Origin of the sequence: Pusillimonas sp. T2, from assembly GCF_002236805.1 — a bacterium.
GTDB lineage: Bacteria > Pseudomonadota > Gammaproteobacteria > Burkholderiales > Burkholderiaceae_B > Neopusillimonas.
Map to the genome: position 1 here is coordinate 50,236 of NZ_NIQA01000010.1, position 16,188 is coordinate 66,423.

Consider the following 16,188-nt stretch of genomic DNA (forward strand, 5'->3'; position numbering starts at 1 on the left):
AGCACATATTCATGGCGACAAAGAAAGTACCTTCAGACAAGACCCGAGTTCGCAAGGCACCGTCGTTGACGGAGCAGGCATATACGCTAATAAAAGACAAGATCTTGTCTCTTGAGTTACGGCCGGGTCTGTTTCTCAATGAGGCTGCACTTTGTGCAATGACCGGGTTTGGACGTATGCCCGTTCACCAGGCGATTCAGCGGCTGCGCATGGAGGGACTCATCGAGGTTATTCCTCGCAAAGGTCTGGTTGTGCGGTTTGACTCGTTGCACGATATTCTCGAGCTGATCGAAGCACGTTTGACCATGGAGCCTGAAGTAGTCGCACTTGCTGCGCAGCGGGTTACTCCCGAGCAAATAGAGGAGTTGCGCGGCTTACTTGTGCGGTCCAAGGCCCTTACCAGCCAGACGAAGCGCGATGAGTTTAGTCAAATAGATCACGCATTTCATTCGCTGATCGCCCTGGCAGCAGGCAATAAGTTTTTAGCCGATGCGCAGCGGCCGCTGCATGATCGTTCGAACATGATGTGGCATTTGCGAGTCATGCCAGACGATGGTTTGGTTGTTACTCAACGTGAGCACGAGGCAATTCTTGAGGCGATTATTAAGCAAGATGCTCAAGCGGCCCGAGAGGCAATGCGCGCTCACTTGATGTCTCTGCAAAAACGGATTCTCAAAGCCTCGGTGTAAAGCAGTGCCGGGGCCGATATTTATAAAGGGTGTAATGATGATCGCAGGTAAAGCACAACGACAGCCCGTGGCAATTATTGGGTCGGGTCCGGTGGGTATGATCACGGCGCTGGGTTTAGCCCACTATGGGATCCCCGCCGTAATCTACGAAGATGACACGTCTCTTTCGCTTGATACCAAGGCGGGCACGATTCTGACGCGTACACTCGAGGTTCTGCACCGTTATGGTGCTGTTCGTAATGTGCTATCCAAGTCGTTGCGCGTTGAAGAAATTGGCGAAATCGATCGTCGTACCCAAAAGTCTACATTTCCTGTGTTTCTGGATACCTTGTCTGAAGAGACCCGTTATCCATTTGTAATCAACATGCCGCAGCATCATCTCGAGCCGATCTTGTCCGAAGAGATCAAGCGCTCGGGCTTGATCGAAACCAAAATGGGACATCGTCTAGAAGGGTATGAGGACAAGGGAGATCATGTTGAGCTGACCATCCGTAATGCGGATGGCGTCCTCAAGACCCAAGCTGCTTTTGTGCTGGCTTGTGATGGCGGGCGCTCGACGGTGCGTGAACTGATGGGTATCCAGGTCGATGGTCATTCGTTACCCGTCAAGTATTCGCTGGTCGATCTTGAGGTCGATTTGGATACCGCAAACCCGCGTGACTATCCTTACTTGTCTTACTTTGCCGACCCGGAAGAGTGGATGATTTTAGTGCGTCATCCGCATTGCTGGCGTTTTCTATATCCCATGAAGGAAGGGGTCGAAGAGCCAACTGAAGAAGAATTAAAAGAGAAATCTTTGCGGTTCATTGGTGAGGTAGATAACGTCAAGGTTATCAACAAGGTGACTTATCGTGTCCATCATAGGGTTGCGACTCAGTGGCGAAGCAATAGGGTTTTCCTTATGGGCGACGCCGCCCACCTGATCACGCCGATGTGGGCTTTGGGCTTGAACACTGGCGTACTAGACGCATCTAATCTGCCTTGGCGTCTGACGTGGTTTTTGCGGGGTTGGGCCGACGAATCCATTCTAGATGGCTATGAGCGTGAGCAGAAGCCTCTTGCCGTTCATGGTTCTGGCGAAATGGCCGAGGCAGCACGTCGCTCAATGGAGAAACGCAGTGATGGGACTGCGGCCATGTCCGACAGTAACTGGCAAAATGCGTATACGCGTACCATGCTTGGGGTAAAGCTTGACGTTGTCGGTACTACAAATTGGTCGATGGTGGCCCGTGCGGAGCGGCCTGCTTCTATTGCAGGTGACCGCCTGCCCGATTACCTGGTGCATACACCGCAGGGTGAGCAGGCCCGGATTCATGATGTGTGTTCGGGAAAATTTACGGCCCTCTATTTTTGCGACGCCCGTCGCCGGCTGGCTATACCCCAGACTCGGTCACCAGCGTTGCAGCATTATCAGGTCTCGCGCTATGACGCACCGCTTGACTCCGGTCTGCGAGATTGCAGCTTACTTGACCCCGGCAATGCCTTGGCCAAGCGGATGGGGGTGGCCTTGAATACGTTGGTATTAGTACGCCCTGATGAGCACATTGCGGCGATTGTGCCAATTGATGGCGATCCAGAGCAGGCCGCCAGAATTTATTGTGAAATTACTGGCCGTATGCCGGTTTGCGAGGGATTGTCGCAGTGAAAGCAACCTATGATTTTTCCGGACACGTTGTGCTTGTAGTGGGAGCAGCGTCGGGTATTGGCCGAGAAACTGCATTGGCCTGCGCAGCAGTGGGTGCGCAGGTATTGGCTATGGACATTGACTCCCAAGGTTTGTCTACTTTGGTCGGCGGGAATATTGATACTTGCAGTATTGATATTGCTGATTCAGGCGCGGTCGATTCGGTAATTCAAGATTGGCAAAAACAGTATGGTCGTATCGACGCAGCGGTGCTGACCAGCGCAATCCAAAAACGCACTTTGATCGATGAGCTTTCGAATGCTGAGTGGCAGCGTCATCTCGATGTGAATCTTACTGGCGTGTTTTATCTGTTGCGGGCGCTGTTTCCGATTATGAAGCGCCAGCGTAGCGGTGCGATTGTTACCTTTACGTCGGGTTTGGCTTCGGCTGGTTGGCCGGGTGCGGCCGCTTATGCTTCAACTAAAGCAGGCATTATTGGGTTGGTTAAGTCGGCAGCACTTGAGCTACGTGCTTTTGGCGTCCGGATCAATGCGGTATCCCCTGGCTTGGTAGCCACTCCAGTATTTCTTAAGTCGGCAACAGACGACGAACTGGCGATGTACGAAAAGTCGTTGGGGGTTTCGACGCCGGACGAGGTGGTACCCAGCCTGATGTTTTTGATTTCTGATAGTGCCAAGACTGTTTCCGGCAATGTTTTCGAGCGCCGTCTTGTCCCTCGTGCAGAATGATTTTTAGTATGTTTCCGATACTTGCGTGTTGGAGGGGTGACGGCGATGTTAATTAACGCTGATCAAGTACATTGCCCCTTCGACTGCCTTGAGTGTGGGTGGACGTTTCGGGGAACGTGACCGCTTTTTACTTTTGGCTAAATGAGAGGTCAAAATAGGGAAATGGGCGGTTAAATTGCGCCGAAATGCCCACTATTGCATCACAATCAATCTTTTGGCACTTGCGCTCGTTCGTGCATGCCATAGTCGCGCAGCACCGAGGCAACGCGCAGGCGATAGTTGGCAAATATGCCATTACGGCCCATGTTTTGGGCCATGCGATGCTTGTCTTGATTGCGCCATGTACGTACGGCGTCTTCATCTCGCCAGAACGAGAGCGACAGGTACTTGCCTTTTGTGGTCAGGCTTTCGAAGCGCTCGATGGAGATGAAGCCGTCGATTTTTTCCAGGTCTTGTCGAAGCGACGCAGCAATGTCTAAATACTGATTGGCCTTGTTTTCTGTTGGCCATACTTCGAAGATGACGGTAATCACTGGCTTCTCCTCTTTAAGTACAGTGCGGAGTGAAAGTTATTATGCCTTCGATGAGGTGATGACCGCCGGTTGCCATGAGGGAGGTCTCCCGCCCCCCGTTGTTTCGAGGCTTAACCCGACACCGCCGCCTTACCTCAGGCGGATGCCGCAGCGCTTTCCTGTAGGTTCTCTTGTTCAATCAGTCGGTCGACAATGCGTCGCATCTGGATGCGGCCGCGGTCGTGAATGATGGAGACGAGGTCGGCTTCGCCGGTTTCTTCCAGCATTTTTTGTTGGGCTTCGATCATGACCTGGTCTTCGCGGAAGGCTGTTGAAACATCGTTGTACAGGTCTTCGGTGGCTTGCGGGTCGTCTTGTCGGTAGCCGTTGGCGGTAGACCAGAAATACAGGCAGGTGCTTTCGGTTTCCGGGGTGACGCCGTGGAAAACGCGGATGGAAAATCCGCCGTCACGTTGGCTTTCGTCGGTCAGTGCACCTTTGCCTGCGTCTGCCGCACCGCTCCATTGCAATACGGTGGCTGGCGGTACAAATTCAAACTCTTGCCATCGGTCAACGTGGCCGGAAAAAGGTACGCCTTTGCGGTAGGTTGGGGGTGGAAGACAGTTGGGCATGTGACGAACTACTTTGACGCCGCGCGGGGTTTCCCGGGTTTCCATGTGGGCGGTAACGTGGGTGTTGGGGTCGCCGCCAATGGTTGTTTTATGCACGTATCCCAGGTGGGTCAGGTCCATCAGGTTGTCGACGAGCAACTGATAGTTGCCTTTGATGCGATAGAAACCGTGTTTGTGAGGCCAGTTCTTGTAGTCGTTATGAACGGGGTAATCCAGAATCTGGCTGGGGTCGGCCAGCTCGGGGTCGCCCATCCAGATCCAGATCAGTTCATCTTTTTCAACCACCGGGTAACTGCGAACTTTGGTGCTGGCCGGGATATTTTTTTGCCCGGGGATATGTACACAGGTGCCAGAGCAGTCCATGACAAGGCCGTGGTAGCCACATTCGATACCGGCCTCGACGACCGAACCCAGCGATAGTGGTACGCCACGATGACGGCATCGGTCGATCAGCGCGCCGACTTGCCCTTGCGGCGTGCGAAACAGCACGATGGGTTCATTACAAATGCGGCGTGCGACGGGGGTGGCGCCAATATCTTTTGCCCATCCGGCGATGTACCAAATATTTCGAATAAACATGCATGTCTCCTTTCAGAACAGACCTAGTTGTTGTGAAAGGAGTATGGGATTTTGAGCTATTATTAGTCAATCAAATCAAATAATTATAATTATTTAGAAATTAGATGATAGATCCGAAACAAATCGATTTGCCGATGCTGCGTGTGTTCGACGCACTGATGCAGACGCGTCATGTAACACAGGCGGGGGTAAACCTGGGGCTTAGCCAGCCAAGCGTAAGTTTTGCCCTGAATAAGTTACGCGCGCTAACGCAAGATGAGTTGTTTGTGCGCAGCCCTGGCGGGATGACACCTACACCGTTGGCGCAGCAAATGGCCGACACCGTGCGCCAAATACTGGATATGGTGGACAACGATTTGCTGGGGGCGCCTCGCTTCGACCCAGCCTCGGCGCAGCGCAGCTTTACGTTGAGTATGTCTGACATCGGCGAGATTGTGTTCTTGCCTTATTTAACCCGGCAACTTCGCGCGATTGCACCTAACATCAGTGTGCAGGCCATTTCATTGCCTCCGCTGGCGCACGAAGCGGCACTGCTGTCGGGCGATGTCGATTTAAGCGTGGGCTATTACCCTGATTTTAAAAAGGCGAACTATTATCAGCAGTTCTTGTACAGCGATAACTTTGTATGCGTAATGCGCAAGGACCACCCGCTGACGACCCGGCCTTTTGACCCGGCCGCTTTTGTGGAGGCGGATCATCTGGTGGTCAAGTCAGAAGGGCGCAGCGAGGAGGTGTTCGAGCGGTATCTGGCGGGGCATGGCGTGAAGCGTCCGGTCAAGCTGGTCATTCCGCACTTTATGAGTATCCCTCATGTGTTGCGTGACACGGACCTGATTGCTACCGTGCCCCGTTCGTGCGCGGCTGCACTGGCCCGTGCGGGTGACGTTGTTGTCCAGGAGTCGCCGGTGGGTTCACCACTGTTCGAGATCAAGCAACATTGGCATGCCCGCTTTCATAGGGATGAGCCGAACCGTTGGTTGCGAGGGCTGATTTACGAGGCGTTTGCGCGACCGCCTCGTCCCCACAAGACGATTTCTTGACGTTATGATCAACAAGCCACCTAGGAGCTTGTTATGTATTCATGCATCAAGAAGTCGTTGTTTTTACTGGTTTTTGCGTTCTTTTCCAATACAGCTGCCGCCCTTGACGTCGGCGACATGGCGCCTGACTTTCGTCTGCCTGCGTCCGATGGCAAAACCTACCAGCTGTCTGATTATCGCGGCAAGCAGGCGGTGGTGTTGGCTTGGTTTCCCAAGGCCTATACCTATGGGTGCACCATCGAATGCAAGTCTTTGGCAGAGAACGGTGACCAGATTCGTCAGTTCGACGTGACCTACTTTATGGCCAGCGTTGACCCGCTTATCGAGAATGAAGGTTTTGCCAAAGAAACGGGGGCCGATTTCCCCTTGCTTAGCGATGAAAGCAAGCAAGTCGCCCGGTCTTACGATGTACTGGGCCTGCTGGGCGTGGCTCGCCGTCACACGTTCTATATTGGTAAAGACGGACGCATTTTGAAAATCGACACTGATGTCCAGCCCGAGACGTCGGCCGAAGATATGGTGCGTACGTTGTCTGAGCTGGGGGTAGACCGTAAATAGCGCCTTGAGCCTTAGTTTTGGGCGCTGTTTTAACTCAGACGTGTTGGCCCACGCGCTCCTTTATGTAGTCAAGAAAAGCCTTTATTTTTGGGGGGTGGTACCCCCGGTGCGGGTATACCGCATACCAGGGCAATATCCATTGGCTGTCCAGGCATTCTTCAAGTCGGCCGGCTTCCAGGTCTTTGCGGGCATTCCATTCAAACTGCAGTCCGATGCCATGGCCTGCCAATATCCATTCGTAAAGCGTCTCGCCACTGTTGCAGACCAGCCGCGGGGTGACTTCGATGTCATGGTCAGACCCTTCGCAGGCTACGCGCCAGCGGTTTTGCACGGTAGGGCCTTGCGCCAGGCATAGGCAATCGTGATGGGCTAAATCGGCGGCCGACATCGGGCGTCCTTTACGCTTTAGGTAGTCAGGAGAGGCACAGATGATCAGTCGGCCCTCCGTGACCTTACGCGCAACGATATTGGGCTGGTCGGGCTGTTCGGGTTGAAACAGAATATCCAGATCGTCGGTGAAGACATCTAAAGGTTCGTCGGATACGACCAGCTCGACCTGAAGCTCGGGGTAACGCATGGCGAAGCGGGCGATTTCGGGGGCCAGGCTACGTTGTCCCCCTTGAAACATGGCACCGATTCTCAAACGGCCTTTCAGGCGCTGTGCATGGCTGCTGGCCTCGGCTTCAGCGTCCTGGATTTCGGCCAATATGCGTTGAGCCCGAACATAAAACGCTTTCCCGGCTTCGGTCAGTTGGAACCGACGGGCGTGGCGCTCTATGAGGCGCACACCCAAGCGTTTTTCAAGGGCGGTTAAGCGACAGCTCACGGCGGGTGGGGAGCTGTTCAACATGATGGCCGCCCGGGTAATGGCCCCTGCCTGGGCGATGTCTGTAAATAGACGCAAATCATTCACGTTGTCGGCCAATGTTACGCTCCGTCAAAAGGGTTGATTCCGAAAAATGGAATTGAATATTGTATTTTAGGGGGTTATTACCAAGTTTATGCCATTTTAGAATTCATTTACAGGAAGTTTGATGCCGTGCTGGGCTGTATTCGAGCCGTGCACACAACATCTTGTCAGTGCGTTATTGCACTGTCATATCTTCTACGTTGATGAAAGGAAAAATGATGAAAACTAAATTGACCGCAGTAGCTCTGTCTTTGGGCGTTCTGGCTGGCGGCGTTGTGGCACCGGCCTATGCGGATGATGCAAAAGCGGGCTCGATTGCCGAGCAAACCCGACAGGACCTTGCTGATTGGCGCCAGGCTGGCTTTGATGAGGCCAGTGCTTATGCGCTGTCGCAAGATGTATTCAGCGATGCGTACCGCGACCGTATGGCGAAATACCAGGAGTTGCGTCAACAGCGTGGTAAATAAACCGCGTGGGCGCCGAAACCCGAAGGTAGGCTAGCCCTCAGGTTTCGGTGCGGGCCGCGACTAGCCATTCGCCCAGGGCCTCGGCGGGTAGCGGCTTGCTGTACAGATAACCTTGAATTTCGTCGCACCCTTGGGTGCGTAGGTAATCAAGTTGAGCCTGGGTTTCCACACCTTCAGCAATGGTGTGAAAGCCCAGGCTGTTTGCCATTTGAATAATGGCCGAAACAATCGCGCGGTCGTCACCATCGGTGGCAATGTCGCGCACAAAAGACTGGTCTATTTTCAGTTTGTAGATGTTGAATTTTTTAAGGTAACTGAGTGACGAGTATCCAGTGCCGAAGTCGTCGATAGACAGCCTTATCCCGCGCCGGTGCAGGGTTTGCATGATGCGTATGGCGTGGTCGGGGTTAAGCATGGCCGCACTTTCGGTCAGCTCCAGCTCCAGGTATTCGGGGGGCAGCTCTGTTTTTGCCAGAATGTCGTCGACCAGGCCGATAAGGTTGGGGTGGCGAAACTGGATGGCTGACAGGTTGACCGACATGATCATGGGCGCATAACCCTGGGCCAGCCATTGTTTAAGCTGCGCTGTCGCCGTTTTTAGTACCCAGGCGCCAATGGCGATAATTTGGCCGCTGTCTTCGGCAATGGGCATGAATTCGGCAGGCGATACCTTGCCAAACTCAGGGTGATGCCAGCGCAGCAAGGCTTCGACGCCAATTACCTTGCGATCGGAAATCCGTACTTGCGGTTGGTATACCAGTTGCAGTTCGTTGTTGTCGATGGCTGACAGCAGGGCGCTTTCAAGGTTGAGCATGCGCGACGTGCGTTGTTGCATTTCTTTTGCAAAGAAATGAAAGTCGTTGCGCCCTTCCAGTTTGACCAGTTGCATGGCCATGTCGGCGCTTTTCATGAGCGTGTCGAAGTCTGCGCCGTCGTCGGGATACAGGGCGATACCGATTGATGGCGTCAGCGTCAGATGGTGTTCGCCAATTTTGTAGGGTCTCGAGATATTGGTCAGCAATAACCGCGCGAGGCGGGCAGCGTCTTCGGCGTGCGGCAGTGACGCGACAATGGCGAATTCGTCGCCGACAACGCGCGCGACCGTGGCTTCGTCGCCTGCTGTTCTGGTCAGGCGTCGGGCTACATCAACCAGGAGCTGGTCGCCTACTGTGTGACCGAGGCTTTCGTTGATGTTTTTGAAGCGATCAAGGTCTATGTAGACCAGCGCAATAAGGTTGTGACTTTGGCGTGCTGCGGTAATCAGTTGGTTGGCACGGTCTTTGAGCAGTTGGCGGTTGGGCAGGTCGGTTAACGTGTCGTAGTAAATCAGCTTTTCAATGCGTGCTTCGGCTTCGAGCCGGGACGTAATATCAACAATCGAGGCCAGTACAAAAGTGCGCCCGTCGATGGTAAGGGGCGTTAAGCCCACCTCAACCCTGAACAGTTCGCCGTCGTATCGCTTGGCATACAAGAAACGGTCTTTGCCCATGGGCCGATCGGCCGGCGCAGCTAAATAACTGTGGATATGCTTGTGGTGCGTATGTCGCATGCTGTCGGGGATGAGCATGTCGAGCTTTTTTCCAACCAGCTGGCCTGTATTGAAACGGAACATGGCATCGCTGCGGGTATTGCTCAGGACGATGGTTTGCGTATCGTCGACCATGAGCATGGCATTAGGCGCCGCCTCGACGGCTCGCCGAAAGCGGACCTCTTCTTGTTTGAGCGTTAGCTGCGCAATTTCAAGGTCTTTGTAGGGGCGTTCGATGGCTTCGACGACGAAGGCGCGGTAAATCAGTACATAGGCAATGACTTTGTAAATGTGCCCCAGTGCGTTGTAGGCCCCATGCATGGTGCTGTAAAGCGTAAAGAATAGTTCGCTCATGGCCAGCACGCAAACTGCGCCAAATAGTGCGACTACGTGAAACGGCTGGGGCGCCCGCATGCGCTGCCATAAAATTGCGGCAGCCAAAAAATTAAGCGCGATGATCAGGTATTCGGTGTTGATTTTGAGGGCGGTGAGCCCCTGCCCGGCGACAAACCATTGGGGCATGTGGGTTGGGTATTGGATGACCAGCCACTGCCAGCCGATGACCAGGACGAGCATGCCAGCCAGCACGGTGTATTTTTGGCGCTTGTTCAGTGGCGTTTTCCAGGGTCGCAGGGCGATGATCAGTAGCCCAACTGCAGCCAGCAAACGGGCCGTCATCCAGAAGTTAAGGTGTTTGTCGCCCAGGTTGGGTGAAAAATAATCGGGCATGCCTGCATACGACAGCGTATGGGCGAAATCGAGAACGGCGACGGCTAAAAAGATGGCGGCCAGTACGGTAAAGCTGGCCGAGAACCCCTGTATGCGGGTGCTCCAGGCGACGGCAAAAACCATGGCCGATACGATAATGGAGATGACCTCCATGAGCGTATGTAGTTCGAGGTAATGGGGAAGGCCGTTGAAACCGGGGGTTTCGGGCCACATCACCGAGACAAATTGCACCACCGCCAGCAGCAACAGCCAGCCCAATGCTTTGCGCATGGAGTCCTGATAGTCGACATGCAACGTGTTCAGGAAACGTTGAAATACGCCTAGCGGTAAAGGGGTGTCGGGCATCAGGGATAAGCCAGGTAAGGTGTGTTAACGCCGGTGTGTAGCATACCTTGGGTCGGCGATTGGCGTAATGCCAGTGTGTGTACCTGACTTAACCCTGATATTAGCGCGGTTTTGTTTCGTCTGGGGAGACCTCTGCGGCTGAGGGGGCATTGAGGTGCGCTTTTGCACGCGGAATGACGCTTGACAGGATATCGGGCTCGGGGTGACTGGCGACCAGCAAAATGACCAGCTTGGCCAAAAACACTTCGCGCTGCGCCGGGTCGATCTGGTCAATTGATGTGGCCAGTTGTTCGAAGTCGCGTTCGCTGAACGACGTGCCGTGGTGTGGAGTATTCATGGGGCCTCTTGAAATTGGGCTGTGCTTAAGGTGGCGTGGTCTAGTGCAGCAGCCAGCGCTTCGGGGGTAATGTGCCGCCAACGACCTGCGACGCGCTGGTCTGGGCGCAACAAGTAGACGGTGTCGGGTTTGGCGTCGAACAGGTCGGCAATTTGGCATTGTGCAGGGAGGACCTGGAACCGCGCGTCGGTATCAGTGGCGTGCACGGATCTTTCGAGCGCCAGTATTGCCGGATCGTTGGCTGTATCGGAAAACACCAGTACCGTAAAGCAGGGGCCTAACAGGTCGTAAAGCCGATCGCCGTTTTTAGTGGCGATGCCGTCGGGTGGAATGGCACCGACATCGGCCCGCGATGTAAACGCCGGGTCTTTGGCCGGAGAAGCGTTCAGTGTGCTGTCGGTGTATTCGTAAGGCGGCGAGGCGTAGGGGTCAAACAGGTTGTTCAGGAATTTCTCGGTGATGGACAAGGACAAGACCGCGTCGCGCATCAGCGAGATGCCGGGTGACGGCGTGGTAATGAACAAGGTGGTCTTGGTCAGCTCGGCTAACGTGTCCAGGATGGCGCCGCGTCTTTCCTGGGTATAGGTGTCCAGCAGTTGGGGGGCCGATTGTCCCTTTACGACACGGGCCAGTTTCCACGCCAGGTTGTGGGCGTCGGCGTAGCCGTGATTCACGCCGCGCCCCCCAAAAATGGGCACCTGGTGTGCGGCATCGCCGGCAAACAGCACGCGTTGTTTGTTATAGGTGGGCAGGCTAAGTGCGTTGGTGCGATAGATCGACGTAAGGATCAGTTCGTAGTCGATGTTTTCCAGACCCATTAATTCGAAGTGGGCCTTGATTCGGGTATGGACTTTCTCGGGTTGCATTTCTTCGTCGGCGTCCTGGCCATCGAGCAGCTGGAAATCGAGCCGCCACATATTGAAGGGGGCGCCGTGCATGAGCACGGCCTTGCCGGGCAGATAAGGCGGGTTGAAATAAAGCCGACGGCCGGCCGGGATAGGCAATTGGCAAATAATGTCGTTGATCACAAATTGCTGGGTATAAGACGTCCCTTCGTAATCAAGCCCTAGCTGGCGTCGTGTGGTGCCGCGCGGCCCGTCGGCGGCAACCAGGTAGTCGGCCGACAGCGTGTAGTTGCCCGCAGCAGTGTTGACGTCCAGCACCACCTGGGTGTCTTCGGGGGTCAGGGCGGCGACTTCGTGACCGTAACGTACCTCGACCAACGGGGTTTTGGCGATTTGCTCAAGCAGCAACTGCTCCATCCAGCATTGTTGCAGGTTGGTTTGACCATGCTTCTCGTTGGGCGGCGGCGCAATGTTCATGTAGTGCACCATTTCCTTACCGTAGTAGGTCCAACCTTCGCCCCACGGCATGGCGATATCCATAACGGCTTTGCCCACGCCTAATTGGTCAAGAATTTGCAGGCTGCGACGGGTCATGGCCAAGGCCCGGCTGCCCTTTGAAATCGTCGTGCGCCGCTCTAGAACTATGCACGGGACGTTGTGCTGCGATAACCCCAGCGCAATCGCCAGGCCGACCGGGCCTGCGCCGATAACAACTACCGGGCTACGGGTTTTGCCGGTTGCGGCAATTTGTTCAGGCGTGATTAGAGGGAATTCTTCCCAATTGAAATACATGGGGTCTCCTGGGGGGCTAGGTATGGATGTGTGTTGTTCTCACGCGGTAGGCTGTCCAAGAAACGCATCAGTGCCGCGTTGAATGCGTCGGGCTGCTCAAGGTTGCTGATATGGCCGGCACCGATGATCTCGGTGTGCAGGGCGTGAGGTATGCGTTGGCACAATGCTGTCGTAACGCCGGCAGGGTAGACGGTGTCGTGGTCGCTGGTAATGATATGTACCGGGCATGTAATGTCTTCCAGACGGTCGCCTCGATCTTGCAGCGTCGAGGCGCGCAGCGTGCTTAGGTAGTTGGGCACGCGTAGCCGGTCGACCGCCTGAGCCATGACGTTGATGGCCGATAGCGGCGCGCCTGGGGCCATCATGGCCAGTGCCTGTTGGCGCCCGAAGTCTGGGGGCAGGCCGTTTTGTGCCAAAGCGCCCGATCGCGCTTCGATGAAGGCCTCGAGCTGGGTGGCTGTCATGTGGTCGAACCCGGGGCTGGTATTGGCTAGTGTTAAAGAAGCAACCCGGTCGGGAATTTGCAACGCTGCGGTGCGACACACCCGACCTCCCATGGACAAACCCACCAGGTGCGCGCGCGGGACATTGAAGTAATCAATCACCGCCAGCAGGTCGGCGCAGAAATCTGCCTTGAACTGGATGGGCAAGGGCGGATCTTCGCTGTCACCGTAACCGCGAAGGTCGACGCTGACGGCGGTGTATTTGTGCTGCAGCGCTTCGAGTTGGTGGGCCCAGGTGCTGCGATCGCCCCCCAGACCATGTACGAGAATGACAAGCGGCCCTTTGCCCGCAACGGAAATGGCTAACCTGGGCGATGAGGCAATGGTGTGGTGATGTATAGGCATAGGCAGACGCTGACACATGGCTTTGCGGTCATTCTAAGTGCCTTGCTAACTATGGAAACCATGCAAATTCGTTTTATCAGTTAAACGAATTGCGCATAACGGACGCGAGCATTGGCGCGCCTTAGACGTGGGTAAAGGTTTCTGGCAGGTTGCTCAGGTGTTCGAAAATATGTCGTCTTAACCAGGAGTTGCCGGCGTCTTGGTGATAGCGTTCGTGCCAATATTGGCGGATTTCATAGGGCGCAATCTTGAAGGGCAGTTCCAGGGCTTGCACTTTGCCTTGCTGCGCCAGGGTGCGACCCAGGCGGCCCGGTACGATGGCCAGCAGGTCAGTGGCGGTAATAAGGGCCTCAAGGCCCAGGTAAGAGGGGACGCGTAAGGTTACATTGCGCTCAATGCCTTGTTCAAACAGCGTCTTTTCAAGTCGGGTATGACCCGTACCGGGGGCGTCGAGCGCCAGATGCGCCTCTTCCAGATATTGTGACCGCGTCAGCGAGCCGGCGATGCGCGGGTGAGCAGTGCGCACGATGCACACATAGCTTTCGGTAAACAGGCGCTGCTGATAAAACCCGGTTTGCAGGTCGGTGGCGTAGCCGATGGCCAAGTCCAGCTTGCCCGACTCCAGCAGGTTTGCCGTGAGCTCGTCCAGATCTAACGCGTCGATTTTGATTGCGGGGGCAATGTCGCGAAGCGTGCCCATGAGTTCGGGCAGCATGACCAGTTGTCCGATATGACTGAGCCCCAGCCGAAAGCGGCGGGTTGACTCTCCCGGGTCGAAGGAGCGGTATGGGTTGCCTTGGGTGTTCAGCAACAAGATGGCCTGGTCGATATGCGGCAGCAGGCTTTCCAGAAACGGGGTGGGCATCATCCCGCCCGATGTCCTGACAAACAGGGGGTCGCCAAAGTGGCGGCGCAAATGACCCAGGCGTACGCTGATGGCGGGCTGGCTTAGGCCGACCTGGTTGACGGCCGCGCTGATACTGCGTGCGGTAAAAATTTCCTTAAGCAACAACAGGTCGTGCAGGTCGAGTCGCGTCATGATTGATCTATTCGTTATTCGAATAAGTGCTGCTTAACGCCATAGTTTGGCCTGTATTATTTAATACGACAATAGTACTTATTATGGCTGAAATATTGCTTCCGCAATTGTGTTGTCGCACACTGGTTTCATCGCGTCGTCGCTTCCGATGCCGCAACGAACGAAACCGGAGACTTCAATGACAGCAGAAGCCACTTCCCGCGTCTCTAGCGAGCGCGAGCACTATTACAAACAAATCGACCGCGAAAGTATGACCCCGTTGTGGGAAGTGCTGCACAGCGTGGTGACGCCCGAGCCGATCACCCCCTGTGTGCCGCATTTGTGGAAATGGGATGTGTGTCGCCCCTGGCTGGAAAAAGCCGGCGAACTGATTACCGCCAAAGAGGCCGAACGTCGTGTGCTGGTGCTTGAAAATCCGGGTTTGCGTGGTCAGATCCGCATCACGCACAGTCTTTATGCCGGTTTGCAACTGATTTTGCCGGGCGAAGTTGCGCCTGCCCATCGCCACTCGCAGTCGGCCCTGCGGTTTATTTTGAATGGTAGTGGTGCCTATACCGCCGTTGATGGTGAGAAAGTCACCATGAACGTGGGCGACTTTGTCATTACGCCCTCATGGTCGTTCCACGATCACGGGAATCCGTCGTCTGAGCCTATGGTTTGGCTTGACGGTCTTGATGTGCCTATTGTTGAACTGTTCGATGCGCAGTTCATGGAGCGTGGTGCAGAAGACAGCCAGCATACGGGTACTGACGGTACGATTAATCTGGCCGAGTTTGGCAACACCATGAAGCCGGTTGAGTACAAATCGCGCTCAAAAACCTCGCCGCTGTTCTGGTACCCCTACGACCGTACGCGAGAAGCGCTTTACACCATGAAGCGTCAGAGCCCCATGCACGAATGCTGGGCGTTCAAGCTGCAATATACCAACCCGGTCACTGGCGACTGGGCGATGCCCACGATTGGTACCTTTATGCAATTGATGCCGGCAGGCTTCAAGGGCAAGGCTTATCGTTCAACCGATTCGACCGTGTATGCCGTTGTCGAAGGCACCGGTCGTTGTGTTGTGGGCGATCAAACCCTGACCTTTGGCCCGAAAGACGTCTTTGTTGTGCCATCGTGGATGCCTTACCATTTTGAGGTTGATGGCGACGATGCGGTCGTGTTCAGTTTCTCCGACCGTCCGGTGCAGCAGGCGCTTGATTTGTGGCGTGAAAAAATCGGCTAGTTCGGCTGCTATTGCGTCTGACTTTTTGGGTGCGCTCGTCGCGGCGCACTCCAAAGCCCTCTGTCTTGCAGGGGGCTATTTTTTTGGGCTTGCGTCGTCGCAGCTCAAGAACAGTCGGCAGAGGGTGTCAATATCTTCGTCGCGCGCAGTTTGTCCATTCTTAAGGTGGAAGTTGAGTGCATAGCCATCGAAGGCCATGATGAGCAACGTGGTGACAGTTTGGTGGGTTGCGGTTGACGCGGCAGGCAGGCATTGTGTCAGCAGCTTTTTCAAGTTGGCTTCAATGGTGTTGCGTAACCGGGGCGAATACTTGTCTTGTATCGAGCGATCCGAGAGCGCTTCGATCAGCACGCTGCAAAATCCGTTGTCGGCAGCGGGCAATTCTTGCCACATGGCAACAAAAAGGGTTCTGAGTGCAAGCTCGGAGCTTGTGCACTGGTCTATTCGGGCTTTCAGTGCCTCAAGTTGGTTGGCAAACCAAGCGTCATATACCGACAGCAGAATGTCGGCCTTACCGTCGAAATAAACATAGATGTTGGCGGCCGACATGCCGGCTGCTTTCGCAATTTGCGGGATTTTGGTGCCGGCGTATCCGTGCGTTTTGAATAATGTGCGGGCTGCTGCCGTGATGGCTTGTTCTACCTCTGTTTTTTTGACCTGTACCAAAACGCCCCCTTGCTTGAAGGCTAATTTTTAGCATGTTTGAACATAGCGGAGACCGTCTGTGATCGGGCGAGGGT

At 54.8% G+C, this 16,188-nt stretch carries 16 protein-coding genes; 7 read left to right on the forward strand and 9 right to left on the reverse strand.

The features are described from left to right. Nucleotides 1-11 precede the first annotated feature (11 nt). From PuT2_RS13625 to PuT2_RS13635, 3 genes are read left to right on the forward strand one after another with little or no spacing between them, the layout of a single operon-like run. On the forward strand, nucleotides 12-689 hold the full coding sequence (locus PuT2_RS13625) for a GntR family transcriptional regulator (protein ID WP_143516183.1): 678 nt from the start codon (nucleotides 12-14) through the stop codon (nucleotides 687-689). Between the two features lie 34 nt (nucleotides 690-723). After that, nucleotides 724-2,334, forward strand: a complete 1,611-nt coding sequence (locus tag PuT2_RS13630; RefSeq protein WP_254047010.1) for an FAD-dependent monooxygenase — start codon at nucleotides 724-726, stop codon at nucleotides 2,332-2,334. 38 nt (nucleotides 2,335-2,372) lie between these two features. After that, on the forward strand, nucleotides 2,373-3,062 hold the full coding sequence (locus tag PuT2_RS13635) for an SDR family NAD(P)-dependent oxidoreductase (RefSeq protein ID WP_254047011.1): 690 nt from the start codon (nucleotides 2,373-2,375) through the stop codon (nucleotides 3,060-3,062). Nucleotides 3,063-3,268: 206 nt separating this feature from the next. On the opposite strand, the gene PuT2_RS13640 is transcribed toward PuT2_RS13635, so the two are convergent. Together PuT2_RS13640 and PuT2_RS13645 are read right to left on the reverse strand one after the other, a co-directional pair. Further along, nucleotides 3,269-3,595, reverse strand: coding sequence for an antibiotic biosynthesis monooxygenase (locus PuT2_RS13640; protein ID WP_093971544.1), 327 nt, complete (start codon nucleotides 3,593-3,595; stop codon nucleotides 3,269-3,271). Between the two features lie 134 nt (nucleotides 3,596-3,729). Further along, on the reverse strand, nucleotides 3,730-4,785 hold the full coding sequence (locus tag PuT2_RS13645; protein WP_093971545.1) for an aromatic ring-hydroxylating dioxygenase subunit alpha: 1,056 nt from the start codon (nucleotides 4,783-4,785) through the stop codon (nucleotides 3,730-3,732). A gap of 104 nt (nucleotides 4,786-4,889) precedes the next feature. Here PuT2_RS13645 and PuT2_RS13650 point away from each other — a divergent pair, with 104 nt between their 5' ends. Both PuT2_RS13650 and PuT2_RS13655 read left to right on the forward strand, forming a co-directional pair. After that, nucleotides 4,890-5,825, forward strand: a complete 936-nt coding sequence (locus PuT2_RS13650; protein ID WP_093971546.1) for a LysR family transcriptional regulator — start codon at nucleotides 4,890-4,892, stop codon at nucleotides 5,823-5,825. Between the two features lie 33 nt (nucleotides 5,826-5,858). Next, complete coding sequence (locus PuT2_RS13655; protein ID WP_093971547.1) at nucleotides 5,859-6,383, forward strand: peroxiredoxin; 525 nt, start codon at nucleotides 5,859-5,861, stop codon at nucleotides 6,381-6,383. Nucleotides 6,384-6,417: 34 nt separating this feature from the next. On the opposite strand, the gene PuT2_RS13660 is transcribed toward PuT2_RS13655, so the two are convergent. Then, nucleotides 6,418-7,308 carry a LysR family transcriptional regulator gene (locus PuT2_RS13660; RefSeq protein ID WP_093971548.1) on the reverse strand — a complete coding sequence of 297 codons (891 nt, stop codon included), beginning with the start codon at nucleotides 7,306-7,308 and terminating at the stop codon, nucleotides 6,418-6,420. Between the two features lie 200 nt (nucleotides 7,309-7,508). On the opposite strand from PuT2_RS13660, the gene PuT2_RS13665 reads away from it, so the two are divergent. Next, nucleotides 7,509-7,760 (forward strand): DUF4148 domain-containing protein, encoded by a 252-nt coding sequence (locus PuT2_RS13665; protein WP_143516184.1) that lies wholly within the window; start codon nucleotides 7,509-7,511, stop codon nucleotides 7,758-7,760. A gap of 37 nt (nucleotides 7,761-7,797) precedes the next feature. Here PuT2_RS13665 and PuT2_RS13670 read toward each other — a convergent pair whose 3' ends face one another. The 5 genes from PuT2_RS13670 to PuT2_RS13690 form a co-directional block, all read right to left on the reverse strand. Beyond that, nucleotides 7,798-10,362 (reverse strand): EAL domain-containing protein, encoded by a 2,565-nt coding sequence (locus PuT2_RS13670; protein ID WP_093971550.1) that lies wholly within the window; start codon nucleotides 10,360-10,362, stop codon nucleotides 7,798-7,800. Nucleotides 10,363-10,462: 100 nt separating this feature from the next. Next, complete coding sequence (locus tag PuT2_RS13675) at nucleotides 10,463-10,699, reverse strand: hypothetical protein (protein ID WP_093971551.1); 237 nt, start codon at nucleotides 10,697-10,699, stop codon at nucleotides 10,463-10,465. Further along, nucleotides 10,696-12,336, reverse strand: coding sequence for an FAD-dependent monooxygenase (locus tag PuT2_RS13680; protein ID WP_093971552.1), 1,641 nt, complete (start codon nucleotides 12,334-12,336; stop codon nucleotides 10,696-10,698). The genes PuT2_RS13675 and PuT2_RS13680 overlap by 4 nt, the downstream gene beginning before the upstream one ends. Continuing rightward, on the reverse strand, nucleotides 12,306-13,184 hold the full coding sequence (locus PuT2_RS13685; RefSeq protein WP_158214053.1) for an alpha/beta fold hydrolase: 879 nt from the start codon (nucleotides 13,182-13,184) through the stop codon (nucleotides 12,306-12,308). The genes PuT2_RS13680 and PuT2_RS13685 overlap by 31 nt, the downstream gene beginning before the upstream one ends. 121 nt (nucleotides 13,185-13,305) lie before the next feature. After that, nucleotides 13,306-14,223 carry a LysR family transcriptional regulator gene (locus PuT2_RS13690; RefSeq protein ID WP_093971554.1) on the reverse strand — a complete coding sequence of 306 codons (918 nt, stop codon included), beginning with the start codon at nucleotides 14,221-14,223 and terminating at the stop codon, nucleotides 13,306-13,308. 178 nt (nucleotides 14,224-14,401) lie between these two features. On the opposite strand from PuT2_RS13690, the gene gtdA reads away from it, so the two are divergent. Then, nucleotides 14,402-15,448 (forward strand): gentisate 1,2-dioxygenase, encoded by a 1,047-nt coding sequence (gene gtdA, locus PuT2_RS13695; RefSeq protein ID WP_093971555.1) that lies wholly within the window; start codon nucleotides 14,402-14,404, stop codon nucleotides 15,446-15,448. 75 nt (nucleotides 15,449-15,523) lie between these two features. Here the strand turns inward: gtdA and PuT2_RS13700 are convergent, their stop codons facing one another. Beyond that, nucleotides 15,524-16,114: a TetR/AcrR family transcriptional regulator gene (locus PuT2_RS13700; protein ID WP_093971556.1), complete on the reverse strand. Its 591-nt coding sequence runs from the start codon at nucleotides 16,112-16,114 to the stop codon at nucleotides 15,524-15,526. Nucleotides 16,115-16,188: the final 74 nt, after the last annotated feature.